Source organism: Pseudomonas sp. BIGb0558 (assembly GCF_024807515.1).
Classification (GTDB): Bacteria; Pseudomonadota; Gammaproteobacteria; order Pseudomonadales; family Pseudomonadaceae; genus Aquipseudomonas; species Aquipseudomonas yamanorum_A.
The window spans coordinates 78,404-92,577 of record NZ_JANUEW010000001.1 but is presented as its reverse complement, the minus strand read 5'-3'; the positions used below and the strand labels follow the sequence as shown (position 1 = coordinate 92,577).

Sequence of the window (14,174 nt, the reverse complement as noted above, 5' to 3'; positions counted from 1 at the left end):
TTGCCCGCGATGAGGCCCTGTCAGGCGCCGACGATCCCGCCATCATCCCGACGAATCGCCATCACCGATGAGCGTGGCTTGCCATTCGGCAGATGTTCCGGCCAGGTCGAGCCACCGGTTTCCCCCGGATGCTGAATCCCTACAAACAGGGTTTTCTGGTCTGGCGAGAAGCTGATCCCGGTCACTTCACAGGCCACCGGCCCTACCATGAACCGGCGAATTTCCCCGGTCGCCGGGTCGGCGCACAGCATCTGGTTGTTGCCCATGCCGGCAAAGTCGCCGCCGTTGCTGTAGTCGCCATCGGTGAGGATCCACAACCGCCCGGCCTTGTCGAAGCCCAGGCCGTCCGGGCTGTTGAACATGTTCTGCGGGTTGATGTTGGATGAGCCGCCCTTGGGCGTCCCGGCGTGCACGGTCGGATTGCCGGCCACCACGAACAAATCCCAACTGAAGTCCGGCGCGCCATGGTCGTTGGCATTGGCCTTCCAGCGCAGGATCTGCCCGTAGACGTTCTTCTCCCGCGGGTTCGGGCCGCCCACCGGCTGGCCGTCTTCGCCGCGCTTGGCGTTGTTGGTCAGGGTGCAATACACCTGGCCGTCGGCAGGGCTGACCACGATCCATTCCGGGCGGTCCATGCGGGTGGCTTTCACCACGCTGGCCGCCAGGCGTGCGTGGATCAGCACTTCGGCCTGGCTGGCGAAACCGCTGTTGACGTCGATGCCGTTCTTGCCGTAGGTCAGTTCGACCCATTGGCCCTGGCCCTTGGGATGGTCGGCATTGCCGTCGCCCGCGTCGAAGATCGCCACGTACAAGGTGCCGTGGTCCAGCAGGTCCTTGTTGGCCTTGGGGCTCTTGTGGTTGATCTTGTCGCGGCTGATGAACTTGTAGATGAACTCGCCGCGCTCGTCGTCGCCCATGTACACCACGGCGCGGCCGTCGCGAGTTTCCGCCAGGGCAGCGTTTTCGTGCTTGAAGCGGCCCAGGGCGGTGCGCTTGACCGGCGTGGATTGCGGGTCGAACGGGTCGATTTCCACCACCCAGCCATGGCGGTTGAGTTCGTTGGGGTTCTTGGCCATGTCGAAGCGCGGGTCATGCGGGTGCCAGTTGATGTCTTTGCTGGCGGCCACCACGCCGTAGCGTTTCTGCCCGGCGTCGAAGGTTTGTTGCGGATTGCTGCTGCCGAAGCAGTCGGTGAAGTTTTCTTCGCAGGTGAGATAGGTGCCCCACGGCGTCTTGCCGTTGGCGCAGTTCTGGAAGGTGCCGAGGACTTTCTTGCCGGTTTTGTCGGCACTGGTTTTCAGCCAGGCATGGCCCGCCGCAGGTCCGCCAAAGCGGATCGGTGAGTTGCCGTGGATGCGTCGGTTGTATTTCGAGTCCTGGACGAACTGCCAGGTATCACCTTTGCGGCGCACTTCGATCACCGACACGCCTTCGCTGGCCTGGGCCTTGCGCACGTCTTCGGCCGATTGCGGCGCGCCGCCGTGGGCGTAGAGGTAGCGGTAGTTGGTGTATTCGTTGTTGATCGCCATCAGCGCGCGGTTGTCGTCACCGGGGAAGGCGAACAGGCTCATGCCGTCGTTGTTGTCGCCGAACTGCTGTTCCTGGGCCTTGGCGGTGCCGTTGCCGCTGGGGTCGAAGGCCGGCGCGTTCTTGTGCAGCGGCTGGCCCCAGCTGATCAGCACCGAGGCGCTGTAGCCGGGCGGCAGGGTGATGGCGTCGCTGGTGGCTGAGGCGATGCTGGCGAAACCCAGCAATGGGCTGTTGGAGGCGGCGTTCACGGCCAGGGCGCTGCGGGTCAGCAGGTTGCCGCCGAGGAACATCGCCGCACCGCACAGGGCGCCGGCGCCGATAAAACGCCGACGGGTGAGGCCGACCATCTGTTCCAGGTCGGTGGCTTGGTTTTCTTCTAATAGGCTCATTTCAGGCTCCCTGCGGGTTTTTGCAGACACCTTAGGGAGCGGTCGTGACGAAATTGTTGCAGTTTGAAGCGCTACACCGGTGTGCCCAGCAGCACGTTGCTGGGGGAGAACTGCACCTTCACCGGGTGGCCTTCGGCGGCATTCATCTGCGCAAGCGCCTCGGGCCGGGCCAGGGCACACAAAACCTGGCCGTTGGGCAGGGTGATACGCACCTCGCTGGGACCATCCTCGGCGTCGAGAATGGCCTCGATTTTCCCTTCCAGGCAATTGTGTCCAGGTGTTGCTGGCTGCGAGACGGCCAGCACTTCAAGCCAGCCGGCCTTGATCAGGGCGACGACTTCGGTGCCGATCTCCAGCTCCAGGCGCAACGTGCTGTCGTGGGTAATCTGCGCCTCCAGGCTCAACCCGGCGGCCAGCTCCAGGCGAATCAGATCGTTGCGACCGTGGCTGTCGATGGCAATCACCCGGCCGTGCAATTGGTTGCGGGCGCTGGTGCGCAGCATCAGGCGGCCCAGCAGGTTGAAGTCGCTGGCGTCTTCGGCGGAGTCCAGCACCTGGGCTTGCAGCACCTGCAGGCGTTGGTAAAGGCGCAATACCCGTTCGCCTTCGGCCGTCAGCTTGGCGCCGCCGCCGCCCTTACCGCCCACGCTGCGTTCTACCAGGGGCTTTTGCGCCAGGTTGTTCAGCTCGTCGATGGCGTCCCACGCGGCCTTGTAACTCAAGCCCGCGCTTTTTGCGGCGCGGGTGATGGAGCCCTGTTCGGCAATGTGTTGCAGCAACGCAATACGCTGGGGGCGACGGACGATGTGTTGGCTCAAGAGGGTTGGCAGGGACATGGCTACACGCTTCGATGGAATGGGCAGACGTTGCGGGCAGGGCGGCCCTGAGTCAAGTCATGTGCCCGGTTTGGGCGTGCGCGCCAGGCAATACACGTCGACTTGCCGGGCGCCGGCGTCCATCAGCAGTCGGGCGAGGCTGTTGGCGGTGGCGCCGGTGGTGAGCACGTCGTCGATCAGCGCCAGGTGCCGGCCTTTGACTTGGGCACCTTCTGCCAGGGCGAAGGCCTGGAGCAGGTTGCGCTGGCGGGTTTTGGCGTCCAGATCCTGCTGCGCCACGGTTTCATGAGGCCGTAACAGCAGGTGCTCATCGTAAGGGATATTCAGGTCATTGCTCAGCCAGCGGGCGAGCATCGCCGCCTGGTTGAAACCCCGTTCCCGCAGGCGTTTGCGGGCCAAAGGCACGGGCAGCAGGCAGTCGGGGCGCATGAGTTCGGCATCGTCATACCGGTGTTGCAGAAATTGCCCCAGCAGATGCGCGAGCAAATGCCCCAGCGGCCAGCGGGCCTGATGCTTGAAACGGCTGATCAGGCTGTCGACGGGAAAACTGTAGGTCCAGGGCGCAACGACGTGTTTAAACGCCGGCGGTCGCTTCAGGCATTGGCCGCACACCAGGCCCGCCATGGGCAACGGCAGCGCGCACACTTCGCAGTGGTCCATCAGCCAGGGCAGCTCGGTTTCGCAGACGTTGCAGACAGGATGGGCGGTTTCGCTGAGTTCATCGCAGACCAAACAGGGCTGGTTGCTTTTTAACCAGATGTAAACCTCGTGCTTGTTATCAAGTTGACAGTGCATGAATCTTCCTTAAATATGCCGAGCATCCGTGTCGTGCCTGTGGGTATTACTCCCCGCAGGGCTTGCCAAAGCATAATCAAGGAATCGCCCATGAGCGCCAGCATCACTGCCAACCTGCGTCACGATTGGTCTTTAGCCGAAGTCAAAGCGCTGTTTGTGCAGCCCTTCAATGACCTGTTGTTCCAGGCGCAGACCGTGCACCGCGCGCATTTCGACGCCAACCGCGTCCAGGTTTCCACGCTGCTGTCGATCAAGACCGGCGCCTGCCCGGAAGATTGCAAATATTGTCCGCAGTCGGGCCACTACAACACGGGCCTGGAAAAAGAAAAGCTGATGGAAGTGCAGAAGGTCCTCGAAGAGGCCGCCCGCGCCAAGGCCATCGGTTCGACCCGTTTCTGCATGGGCGCCGCCTGGAAGCATCCGTCGGCCAAAGACATGCCCTACGTGCTGGAGATGGTCAAAGGCGTGAAAGCCATGGGCCTGGAAACCTGCATGACCCTCGGCCGCCTCGACCAGGACCAGACCGAAGCCCTGGCCCAGGCCGGCCTCGACTACTACAACCACAACCTCGACACCTCGCCGGAGTTCTACGGTTCGATCATCACCACCCGCACCTACGGCGAGCGCCTGCAAACCCTGGCGTACGTGCGTGATTCGGGGATGAAGATCTGCTCCGGCGGCATCCTCGGCATGGGCGAGTCCCTGGACGATCGCGCCAACCTGCTGATCCAGCTGGCCAACCTGCCGGAGCATCCGGAATCGGTGCCGATCAACATGCTGGTGAAAGTGGTGGGTACGCCGCTGGAAAACGCCGAAGACATCGACCCGTTCGACTTCATCCGCATGCTGGCGGTGGCGCGCATCCTGATGCCGCAGTCCCATGTGCGGCTGTCGGCCGGGCGTGAGGCGATGAACGAGCAGATGCAGGCCCTGGCGTTTTTTGCCGGTGCCAACTCGATTTTCTACGGCGACAAACTGCTGACCACCGCCAACCCGCAGGCGGATAAAGACATGCAGCTGTTCTCGCGCCTGGGCATCTTGCCGGAGGCCCGTGAAGAGCATGCCGATGAAGTGCACCAGGCGGCGATCGAGCAGGCGCTGGTAGAACAGAAAAGTAGCGAGCAGTTCTACAACGCGGCTGTTTAAGCCATATCTCTTGTCGAAGTGCGGTCCAGTGTGGGAGCTGGCTTGCCTGCGATAGCGGTCTGTCAGGCACATTGATGCTGAATGTGCCGCCGTCATCGCAGGCAAGCCAGCTCCCACAGGGTTGAGCGCTAATCGAGGTCTGCATGCCTTTCGATCTCGCCGCGCGTCTTGCGGCCCGTCGTGCCGAGCACCTGTACCGCCAACGTCCACTGCTGCAGAGCCCTCAAGGACCTGAAGTGGTGGTCGATGGCCAGCCGTTACTGGCGTTCTGCAACAACGATTACCTGGGCCTGGCCAATCACCCGCAAGTGATTGAAGCCTGGCGCGCTGGCGCGGCACGCTGGGGTGTGGGCGGTGGCGCTTCACACCTGGTGATCGGCCACAGCACGCCGCACCATGAACTGGAAGAAGCCCTGGCCGACCTGACCGGCCGCCCGCGGGCGCTGCTGTTCACCACCGGTTACATGGCCAACCTCGGCGCGGTCACGGCGCTGGTGGGGCAGGGCGATACGGTGCTGGAAGACCGTCTCAACCACGCTTCGTTGCTGGATGCCGGTTTGCTCTCGGGAGCGCGCTTTAATCGTTATCTGCACAACGACGCGGCCAGCCTGGCCAAGCGCCTGGAGAAGGCCACCGGCAATACGCTGGTAGTGACCGATGGCGTGTTCAGCATGGACGGCGACCTGGCCGACCTGCCGGCGCTGGCCCGTGAAACCCGGGCCCGGGGCGCGTGGCTGATGGTGGATGACGCCCATGGCTTCGGGCCTCTGGGCGCCAATGGTGGCGGGATCGTCGAGCACTTTGGTTTGAGCCAGGAAGACGTGCCGGTATTGGTGGGCACCCTGGGCAAGGCCTTCGGTACTGCCGGGGCATTTGTGGCGGGTAGTGAGGAACTGATCGAAAGCCTGATCCAGTTTGCCCGCCCGTATATCTACACCACCAGCCAACCGCCCGCGCTGGCCTGCGCCACGTTGAAGAGCCTGGAACTGCTGCGCACCGAGCATTGGCGGCGTGAGCATCTCAACGGGCTGATCCGCCAGTTCCGCCAAGGCGCCGAGCAGATCGGCCTGGAACTGATGGACAGCTTCACGCCGATCCAGCCGATCATGATTGGCGACAGCGCCCGTGCCGTGCGTTTGTCGCAGATGCTCCGCGAGCGCGGGCTGATGGTAACGGCGATCCGCCCGCCAACCGTGCCCGCCGGCAGCGCCCGCCTGCGGGTGACCCTGACGGCGGCCCACAGCGAAGCTCAGGTGCAGCTATTGTTAAACGCATTGGAAGAGTGTTTCCGCTTGTTAGGCCAGGAGCCCGACCATGCGTGATCGACTGATACTGCTGCCCGGTTGGGGCCTTGGCATCTCGCCGCTGGAACCGCTGGCGGCGGCGCTGCAAGGGCTGGATGAACACCTGCGGGTGCATATCGAACCCTTGCCGGTGCTGGCTTCCGGCAACCTCGACGAATGGCTGGACGAGCTGGACGCCAGCCTGCCGGACAACGCCTGGCTGGGCGGCTGGTCCCTCGGCGGGATGCTGGCTTCTGAGCTGGCAGCGCGCCGCAGCGATCGTTGCTGTGGCCTGGTGACCCTGGCCAGCAATCCGTGTTTTGTCGCCCATGACGCCTGGCCGAGCGCAATGCCCGGTGAAACCTTCGATGCGTTTCTCGCCGGGTGCAATGCCGATTCCCAGGTCACGCTCAAGCGCTTCGGCCTGCTGTGTGCCAAGGGCGCGGAAGACCCTCGCGGGCTGGCGCGCTTGTTGGTCAGTGGGGCGCCGAATACGCCTTCTCCGGTCCTGATGAATGGCCTTGAATTACTCGCTCAATTGGATACCCGTGAGGCGTTGCTGGCCTTTCGTGGCCCACAGTTGCACCTGTTTGCCGGCATGGACGGCCTGGTGCCCGCCGAGGCGGCCAGCGACTTGCTGACGTTGCTGCCCGATGTTGAAATCGGCCTGATTGAACAGGCCGGTCACGCTTTTCTACTGGAGGACCCCCACGGTGTGGCGGGGGCCATCCAGGCTTTTTTGCATGAGTGCGGTGATGACTGATTTATCCCTTCCGGTGCTGCCGGGCGGCTTGCCAGACAAGCGCCAGGTAGCGGCCTCCTTTTCCCGCGCAGCCGCCAGTTACGACAGCGTTGCCGAGTTGCAGCGTACGGTGGGCAGTGAGCTGCTGCGGCGTGTGCCGGCAGATATCTCGCCGCAACGCTGGCTGGACCTGGGCTGCGGCACGGGTTATTTCAGTCGTGTGCTGGGCCAGTCATTTCCGGACAGCCAAGGCGTGGCCCTGGATATTGCCGAAGGCATGCTCAACCACGCCCGGCCGTTGGGTGGTGCGCAACATTTTATCGCTGGCGATGCCGAGCGCTTGCCGTTGCAGGACGCCAGTTGCGGGCTGATCTATTCGAGCCTTGCTGTGCAGTGGTGTTCGGACTTTGCCGCCGTACTCAGCGAGGCGCGGCGGGTGTTGCAGCCTGGCGGCGTGCTGGCGTTTGCCAGCCTGTGCGTGGGTACGCTGGATGAGTTGCGCGAAAGCTGGCGTGCGGCGGATGGCATGGTCCACGTCAATCGCTTCCGACCATTCAGTGCTTATCAGCAACTTTGCGCCGCCAGTGGCTTGCGGGTGCGCAGCCTGGAGCAGCGTCCCCAGGTGCTGCATTACCCCGACGTGCGCAGCCTGACCCACGAATTGAAAGCCTTGGGTGCACACAATCTGAACCCGGGGCGCCCCGGAGGCTTGACGGGCCGGGCGCGGATTGTTGCACTGGTGCAAGCCTACGAGCAGTTCCGGCAGGCCCAGGGCCTGCCGGCAACTTATCAAGTGGTGTACGCCGTCCTGGAGAAACCTCTATGAGTGCTGCTTACTTCATCACGGGGACCGACACCGACGTCGGCAAGACCACCATCGCCGCCGGCTTACTGCATGCCGCGCGTCAAGCCGGCAAAAGCACCGCGGCGGGCAAGCCGGTGGCCTCGGGCTGCCAGCTGACGCCCAAGGGCCTGCGCAATTCGGATGCCCTGGCGTTGCTGGCCGAGTGTTCTTTGCCCTTGACCTATGCCGAGGTCAACCCGGTGGCGTTCGAGCCGGCCATCGCACCGCATCTGGCGGCCCGTGAAGCCGGAGTGGCGCTGACGGTGCAGTCGTTGCTCAAACCCATGCAGCATATTCTGGCCAAGCAGGCCGACTTCACCCTGATTGAAGGTGCGGGCGGCTGGCGTGTGCCCTTGGCGGATCAGGACAACCTGTCGGACCTGGCCCAGGCGCTGAAGCTGCCGGTGATCCTGGTGGTGGGCGTGCGGCTGGGTTGCATCAGCCACGCGCTGCTGACCGCCGAAGCCATCGCCCGGGACGGTTTGCCGTTGGCAGGTTGGGTGGCGAATATCATCGACCCCAAGACCTCTCGTCTGGAAGAAAACCTCGCCACCCTGGCTGAACGGCTGCCCGCGCCATGCCTGGGCAGGGTGCCAAAGCTCAAGCATCCCGGCGCTGAAGCGGTGGCGGAGTACTTGCAACTGGACCTGCTTGACTAGTTTTGCCTATCAATAAGGCATTATGCCATTAGTGTTTTTGACGGGCGTTTTGCCGGTATGTCTGCTTCAATAACGGTTCACGATTCTCTTATAGGCAGGTTCACGCCATGGAAATCTCTGGTAGCAGTGCGTTTTACTCGGGGCTGAGCGCGATTCAGACCGGGCAGAACCGTGTCGACCAGGCCGCCGGCAAGATCGCCAGCGCCGCCACTACCCAGCCTTCGGATGCGCAGAACGATCGCTTGCGTGCAGCCGATGCCAATCAGGCGTCGAACTCGGCCAGCAATATGGTCGAGATGGCCCAAGGCAAGTTCCAGGTCGAACTGGGCGCCAAAGTCGCCAAGGCTTCCGACGAAATGCTCGGCACGTTGATCGATACCTACGCCTGAATGTTGCGCTCTCCAGCTTCTCTGTAGGAGCTGGCTTGCCTGCGATAGCATCACCTCAGCCCTCCTGATACACCGCGGCGCCTGCATCGCAGGCAAGCCAGCGCCCACATTGATCTCCATCTCCCTCAGGTTTTGAATCTTCATGCGGCATTTCGCTGCAGGCCTTGCCGTGCCTGACGTTGACCCACGTCATGACAAACGGCATTTGCGCGACGCTTGACAAGGATTGGTCGTAAACGTATGTTTCAAACAACTGTTTGACCGCCATAACACATCCACGCGGTTGTTCATCCCAGATACATCAGCAGAGGTTTATCGCTATGCCTGACTACAAGGCCCCCTTGCGTGATATTCGCTTCGTTCGTGACGAACTGCTTGGCTATGAAGCGCACTATCAGAGCCTGCCGGCTTGCCAGGACGCTACCCCGGACATGGTTGACGCCATTCTCGAAGAAGGCGCCAAGTTCTGTGAGCAGGTACTGGCACCGCTGAACCGCGTGGGTGACATCGAAGGTTGCACCTGGAGCGAGTCAGGCGTTAAGACCCCTACCGGTTTCAAAGAAGCCTACAAACAATTCGTTGAAGGCGGCTGGCCAAGCCTGGCCCACGACGTGGCGCACGGTGGCCAAGGCTTGCCGGAGTCCCTGGGCCTGGCCGTCAGCGAAATGGTTGGCGAAGCCAACTGGTCGTGGGGCATGTACCCGGGCCTGTCCCATGGCGCGATGAACACCATTTCCGAGCACGGCACTCCCGAGCAGCAAGAGGCTTACCTGACCAAACTGGTGTCGGGCGAGTGGACCGGCACCATGTGCCTGACCGAGCCGCACTGCGGCACCGACCTGGGCATGCTGCGCACCAAGGCCGAACCTCAGGCTGATGGTTCCTACAAGGTTTCCGGCACCAAGATCTTCATCTCGGCCGGTGAACACGACATGGCCGACAACATCGTCCACATCGTGCTGGCCCGCCTGCCGGACGCACCGGCTGGCACCAAAGGCATTTCGCTGTTTATCGTTCCCAAGTTCGTACCGAACGCCGACGGTTCGATTGGCGAGCGCAACGCGGTGTCCTGCGGTTCCCTGGAACACAAGATGGGTATCCACGGCAACGCCACCTGCGTGATGAACTTCGACGCGGCCACCGGTTTCCTGATCGGCCCGGCGAACAAAGGCCTGAACTGCATGTTCACCTTTATGAACACCGCTCGCCTGGGTACCGCGCTGCAAGGCCTGTCCCACGCTGAAATCGGCTTCCAGGGCGGCCTGAAATATGCCCGTGACCGCCTGCAAATGCGCTCCCTGACTGGCCCGAAAGCGCCGGACAAGGCAGCCGACCCGATCATCGTGCACCCTGACGTGCGCCGCATGCTGCTGACCATGAAAGCCTTCGCCGAAGGCAACCGCGCGATGGTGTACTTCACCGCCAAGCAGGTTGACGTGGTCAAGTACGGCACCGACGACGAAGCCAAGAAACAGGCTGACGCACTGCTGGCCTTCATGACCCCGATCGCCAAGGCGTTCATGACCGAAGTCGGTTTTGAATCCGCCAACCACGGCGTGCAAATCTACGGCGGCCACGGCTTCATCGCCGAGTGGGGCATGGAGCAGAACGTTCGCGACAGCCGCATTTCGATGCTGTACGAAGGCACCACCGGCATCCAGGCCCTCGACCTGCTGGGCCGTAAAGTGCTGATGACTCAAGGCGAAGCGCTGAAGTGCTTCACCAAGATCGTCCACAAGTTCTGCCAGGCCAACGAGGGCAACGCAGCCGTGCAAGAGTTTGTTGCACCGCTGGCTGCACTGAACAAAGAGTGGGGCGAGTTGACCATGAAGGTCGGCATGGCAGCCATGAAAGACCGTGAAGAAGTCGGTGCCGCTTCGGTGGATTACCTGATGTACTCCGGTTATGCCTGCCTGGCCTACTTCTGGGCCGACATGGCCCGCCTGGCCGCCGAGAAACTGGCTGCCGGCACTACCGAAGAAGGCTTCTACACCGCCAAACTGCAGACCGCGCGCTTCTACTTCCAGCGCATCCTGCCGCGCACCCGCACCCACGTTGCAACCATGCTGTCGGGCGCCAACAACCTGATGGACATGAAAGAAGAGAACTTCGACCTGGGCTACTAAGCCTCGGCGGGTTCATTTCAAAAGCCGCCGCTTCTTCGGGAGCGGCGGTTTTTTTATGCGCGATAAAAAACCACAGCGCAGCACTCAGGGATTGCGCCGCGCGGCCGTTAAAGTGATGGCAATGTGATACGCATCACATCGAATGTGCTTAACTGTGATCAGTGAAGGCACTGTGCCATCTTTTTTTAGTGGGTCGGAGCTTTACCCTTGTCTCGCGCGTCTGCTGTACGTTTCAGTCATTTTTTACCTTCACTGCTGTTGTTGCTGGCGGGGCTGTCGGCTGCGTACGTGAAGGATCTCAATGTGTTCTTCACTTCACTGTTCAACGTGCTGCCAACCCTGGTGTTGCTATTGGGCGGCTCGTACTGCGCGGTCTACCGCAGGCAGCGCGAGCTGTTCCTGATGATTACGGTGTACGTCGTCTATTTCCTGCTGGACACCCAGACCGATTACTACCGCGACCACGGCCGTGTTCGTGAAGACGCCGCCGTGGTCTTCCATCTGTGTTGCCTGTTGTTGCCGCTGCTGTTCAGCATCTATGCGCTCTGGCAGGAAAAAACCCACCTGTTTCGCGACTTTGTCGCACGGTGCGCGGTGCTGTTTGCGGTGGGCTGCGTGGCGCTGGCCCTTGAACAAAGTTTCCCACAGGCCTTGTTGAGCTGGCTCGCCGAGATTCGCTGGCCTGCCTTGCATGGCCGTTGGATGAGCCTGATCCAGCTGTCGTATCCGATGTTCCTGATCGGCTTTGTCACCCTGGCCGCGCAGTACTGGTACCAGCCCAGGCCGCTGCACGCCGCGCAACTGGTGGGGCTGCTTGGGTTGTTCTGGATGTTGCCGCAAACGTTCATCCTGCCGTTTACCCTGAACATCATGTGCAGCCAGGTGATGCTGATGATTGCTGCCGGTGTGGCCCACGAGGCCTATCAAATGGCCTTCCGTGATGAGCTGACCGGGCTGCCGGGCCGCCGCGCGCTCAACGAGCGCATGCAGCGCCTGGGGCGCAACTACGTACTGGCCATGAGCGACGTCGATCACTTCAAACGCTTCAACGATACCCACGGCCATGATGTGGGCGATCAGGTACTGCGCCTGGTGGCCAGCAAGCTGTCCAAGGTCAATGGCGGTGGCCGGGCCTACCGCTACGGCGGTGAAGAGTTTGCCGTGGTGTTTGCCGGCAAGACCCTGGATGAATGCCTGCCGCACCTGGAAGAGATCCGCGAAATCATCGCCAACTACGACATCAAGCTGCGTAACCTGGACCGTCCCCAGGACGACCAGCAAGGTCGCCAGCGTCGCACGGGCAGTGGAGCGTCCAGCGTGTCGGTGACCGTCAGCATCGGCGTGGCCGAGCGCCAGGCCGAGCAGCGCAGCCCTGAAGAGGTGCTCAAGTCTGCCGACCAGGCGCTTTACAGCGCCAAGGGCGCCGGGCGTAACTGCGTGGTGGCCTCCGGGCAAACCCGCCGGGGCGCGGTACGGGAAAGCGCTGCCGGTTGAGTGATGGCGCTGTATTCAGCGGCCCTACAATGATTGTCCGGCGGGCCCTGCGGCAGTAGGTTGAAGGCATCTGCTGCCGGAGACATTGCCATGCCTGACTACAAAGCTCCCCTGCGCGACATGCGCTTTCTGATCGATCACGTCTTTGATTTCCACGGCCACTACGCGGCACTCGGGGCGAACGACGCCAGCCCGGACATGGTCGGCGCGATCCTCGAAGAAGGCGCCAGGTTCTGCGAAAACGTGCTGTCGCCGTTGAATCGCTCCGGTGATGAAGAAGGCTGCCATTTCGACAACGGTGTGGTGACCACGCCCAAAGGCTTCAAGGAAGCCTTCGCCCAGTACGTGGAGGGCGGCTGGCACGGTCTGGCGGCAGACCCGGCCTACGGCGGGCAAGGTTTGCCGCTGTCCCTGGGCCTGGTGCTGGCCGAGATGATTGCCTCCAGCAACACGTCCTGGGGCATGTACCCGGGCCTGACCCACGGCGCGATGTCGGCGATCCATGCCCACGGCACCGAAGAACAGAAAAACACCTACCTGAGCAAGCTCACGGCAGGCCAGTGGACCGGCACCATGTGCCTGACCGAAGCCCATTGCGGCACTGACCTGGGGCTGATCAAGACCCGCGCCGTGCCTCAGGCTGACGGCAGCTATGCGGTCACCGGCAGCAAGATTTTCATCTCGGCCGGCGAGCACGACATGAGTGAAAACATCATCCACCTGGTGTTGGCCAAGCTGCCGGATGCGCCGGCCGGGACCAAGGGGATTTCGCTGTTTATCGTGCCCAAGTTCCACGCCGATTCTGGCGAGCGCAACGGGGTGAGCTGTGGTTCCATCGAGCACAAGATGGGCATCAAGGCTTCGGCCACCTGTGTGCTGAACTTCGACGGCGCCCGGGGCTTCCTGATCGGGGAGGCGAACAAGGGCCTCAATTGCATGTTCACCATGATGAACCATGCGCGGCTGGGCACCGGCATGCAGGGCCTTTGCCTGGGTGAGGCAAGTTTCCAGGGCGCGATCAAGTACGCCAACGACCGCTTGCAGATGCGCTCGCTGACCGGTGCCAAGGCACCCGAAAAGGCGGCTGACCCGATCATCGTGCACCCCGACGTACGACGCATGCTGTTGACCATGAAGGCCTTCAACGAAGGTAACCGGGCGTTGACCTATTTCTCCGCACAGTTGCTCGATACGGCGCACCTGAGCAGCGACGAAGGCCAACGCCAGGAAGCCGAAGACCTGCTGGCGTTCCTTACGCCGATCTGCAAGGCCTTCATGACCGAAACCGGGCTGGAGGTGACCAACCATGGCATGCAGGTATTCGGTGGTCATGGCTTTATTCGTGAATGGGGCATGGAGCAGTTGGTGCGCGATTGCCGGATTGCGCCGATCTATGAGGGCACCAACGGGATTCAGGCTTTGGATTTGCTGGGGCGCAAGGTGCTCGGCAGCCAGGGCAAGCTGTTGCGGGGCTTTACCAAAATCGTCCACAAATTCTGTGCAGCCAACGCCGAACATCCACAGCTCAAGGCCCATGTGGCTCAGCTCAATGAGTTGAATCAGCAGTGGGGCGACCTGACGATGAAGGTCGGCATGGCCGCCATGAAAAATCCCGACGAAGTCGGTGCTGCCGCGCTGGATTACCTGATGTACAGCGGTTACATAATCCTCGCTTACCTGTGGTTGCGCATGGCGCTGGTGGCACAAGAACAGTTGGAAAGCGGCAGCGGTGATGCCGATTACGCCCGAGGCAAGCTGGCCACCTGCGAGTTCTATTTCAAGCGCCTGCTGCCACGCACGGCAGCCCATCGGGCGGCCGTAGAGGCGGGCAGCGAATGCCTGATGAGTCTGCCGGCGGAGCTGTTTGCGCTTTAATGACCGTAAAATACTTGTTGGTCACAAGCAGACCCTATGTGTCACAAAAGTTGTTCGGTTACACTC

At 62.1% G+C, this 14,174-nt stretch carries 13 protein-coding genes; 9 read left to right on the top strand and 4 right to left on the bottom strand.

Annotated features, from left to right (window positions below; all coding sequences use genetic code 11):
• Positions 1-20 precede the first annotated feature (20 nt).
• From M2400_RS00415 to M2400_RS00405, 3 genes are all read right to left on the bottom strand, one after another.
• Positions 21-1,919, bottom strand: coding sequence for a PhoX family phosphatase (locus tag M2400_RS00415; protein ID WP_259198043.1), 1,899 nt, complete (start codon positions 1,917-1,919; stop codon positions 21-23).
• A gap of 71 nt (positions 1,920-1,990) precedes the next feature.
• Positions 1,991-2,755 carry a TOBE domain-containing protein gene (locus M2400_RS00410; protein WP_177079294.1) on the bottom strand — a complete coding sequence of 255 codons (765 nt, stop codon included), beginning with the start codon at positions 2,753-2,755 and terminating at the stop codon, positions 1,991-1,993.
• 57 nt (positions 2,756-2,812) lie between these two features.
• Positions 2,813-3,550 carry a ComF family protein gene (locus tag M2400_RS00405; RefSeq protein ID WP_259198044.1) on the bottom strand — a complete coding sequence of 246 codons (738 nt, stop codon included), beginning with the start codon at positions 3,548-3,550 and terminating at the stop codon, positions 2,813-2,815.
• A gap of 90 nt (positions 3,551-3,640) precedes the next feature.
• Between M2400_RS00405 and bioB the strand changes: the two genes are divergently transcribed.
• The 6 genes from bioB (at position 3,641) to M2400_RS00375 (ending at position 8,613) form a co-directional block, all read left to right on the top strand.
• Positions 3,641-4,696, top strand: a complete 1,056-nt coding sequence (gene bioB, locus M2400_RS00400; RefSeq protein ID WP_177043218.1) for a biotin synthase BioB — start codon at positions 3,641-3,643, stop codon at positions 4,694-4,696.
• Between the two features lie 143 nt (positions 4,697-4,839).
• On the top strand, positions 4,840-6,018 hold the full coding sequence (bioF, locus tag M2400_RS00395; RefSeq protein WP_259198045.1) for an 8-amino-7-oxononanoate synthase: 1,179 nt from the start codon (positions 4,840-4,842) through the stop codon (positions 6,016-6,018).
• Positions 6,011-6,742: an alpha/beta fold hydrolase gene (locus tag M2400_RS00390; protein WP_259198046.1), complete on the top strand. Its 732-nt coding sequence runs from the start codon at positions 6,011-6,013 to the stop codon at positions 6,740-6,742. Before bioF ends, M2400_RS00390 begins: the two co-directional genes overlap by 8 nt.
• Positions 6,735-7,547, top strand: a complete 813-nt coding sequence (bioC, locus tag M2400_RS00385) for a malonyl-ACP O-methyltransferase BioC (RefSeq protein WP_259198047.1) — start codon at positions 6,735-6,737, stop codon at positions 7,545-7,547. Before M2400_RS00390 ends, bioC begins: the two co-directional genes overlap by 8 nt.
• Complete coding sequence (gene bioD, locus M2400_RS00380; protein ID WP_177043222.1) at positions 7,544-8,224, top strand: dethiobiotin synthase; 681 nt, start codon at positions 7,544-7,546, stop codon at positions 8,222-8,224. Before bioC ends, bioD begins: the two co-directional genes overlap by 4 nt.
• A 107-nt stretch (positions 8,225-8,331) precedes the next feature.
• The gene (locus tag M2400_RS00375) at positions 8,332-8,613 is read left to right on the top strand and encodes a pyrroloquinoline quinone biosynthesis protein PqqE (RefSeq protein WP_177043223.1); all 282 of its coding nucleotides are present in this window, start codon (positions 8,332-8,334) and stop codon (positions 8,611-8,613) included.
• Positions 8,614-8,668: 55 nt separating this feature from the next.
• Here M2400_RS00375 and M2400_RS00370 read toward each other — a convergent pair whose 3' ends face one another.
• Positions 8,669-8,881, bottom strand: coding sequence for a hypothetical protein (locus tag M2400_RS00370; RefSeq protein ID WP_259198048.1), 213 nt, complete (start codon positions 8,879-8,881; stop codon positions 8,669-8,671).
• Between the two features lie 52 nt (positions 8,882-8,933).
• Between M2400_RS00370 and M2400_RS00365 the strand changes: the two genes are divergently transcribed.
• The 3 genes from M2400_RS00365 (at position 8,934) to M2400_RS00355 (ending at position 14,108) form a co-directional block, all read left to right on the top strand.
• A complete protein-coding gene (locus tag M2400_RS00365) occupies positions 8,934-10,739 on the top strand; it encodes a phenylacyl-CoA dehydrogenase (RefSeq protein ID WP_259198049.1) in 1,806 nt (601 codons plus the stop codon).
• A gap of 207 nt (positions 10,740-10,946) precedes the next feature.
• Positions 10,947-12,233, top strand: coding sequence for a diguanylate cyclase (locus M2400_RS00360; RefSeq protein ID WP_177043226.1), 1,287 nt, complete (start codon positions 10,947-10,949; stop codon positions 12,231-12,233).
• A gap of 90 nt (positions 12,234-12,323) precedes the next feature.
• Entirely contained in the window at positions 12,324-14,108 is a 1,785-nt protein-coding gene (locus M2400_RS00355; RefSeq protein ID WP_259198050.1) for an acyl-CoA dehydrogenase C-terminal domain-containing protein, read from the top strand.
• Positions 14,109-14,174: the final 66 nt, after the last annotated feature.

Bases quoted from the DNA above. Each gene is read 5' to 3' on its own strand.
- bioB (WP_177043218.1), top strand. From the start codon at position 3,641: ATGAGCGCCAGCATCACTGCCAACCTGCGTCACGATTGGTCTTTAGCC.
- M2400_RS00365 (WP_259198049.1), top strand. From the start codon at position 8,934: ATGCCTGACTACAAGGCCCCCTTGCGTGATATTCGCTTCGTTCGTGAC.
- M2400_RS00405 (WP_259198044.1), bottom strand. From the start codon at position 3,550: ATGCACTGTCAACTTGATAACAAGCACGAGGTTTACATCTGGTTAAAA.
- bioD (WP_177043222.1), top strand. From the start codon at position 7,544: ATGAGTGCTGCTTACTTCATCACGGGGACCGACACCGACGTCGGCAAG.
- M2400_RS00415 (WP_259198043.1), bottom strand. From the start codon at position 1,919: ATGAGCCTATTAGAAGAAAACCAAGCCACCGACCTGGAACAGATGGTC.
- M2400_RS00355 (WP_259198050.1), top strand. From the start codon at position 12,324: ATGCCTGACTACAAAGCTCCCCTGCGCGACATGCGCTTTCTGATCGAT.
- bioC (WP_259198047.1), top strand. From the start codon at position 6,735: ATGACTGATTTATCCCTTCCGGTGCTGCCGGGCGGCTTGCCAGACAAG.
- M2400_RS00410 (WP_177079294.1), bottom strand. From the start codon at position 2,755: ATGTCCCTGCCAACCCTCTTGAGCCAACACATCGTCCGTCGCCCCCAG.
- M2400_RS00375 (WP_177043223.1), top strand. From the start codon at position 8,332: ATGGAAATCTCTGGTAGCAGTGCGTTTTACTCGGGGCTGAGCGCGATT.
- bioF (WP_259198045.1), top strand. From the start codon at position 4,840: ATGCCTTTCGATCTCGCCGCGCGTCTTGCGGCCCGTCGTGCCGAGCAC.
- M2400_RS00370 (WP_259198048.1), bottom strand. From the start codon at position 8,881: ATGGCGGTCAAACAGTTGTTTGAAACATACGTTTACGACCAATCCTTG.
- M2400_RS00390 (WP_259198046.1), top strand. From the start codon at position 6,011: ATGCGTGATCGACTGATACTGCTGCCCGGTTGGGGCCTTGGCATCTCG.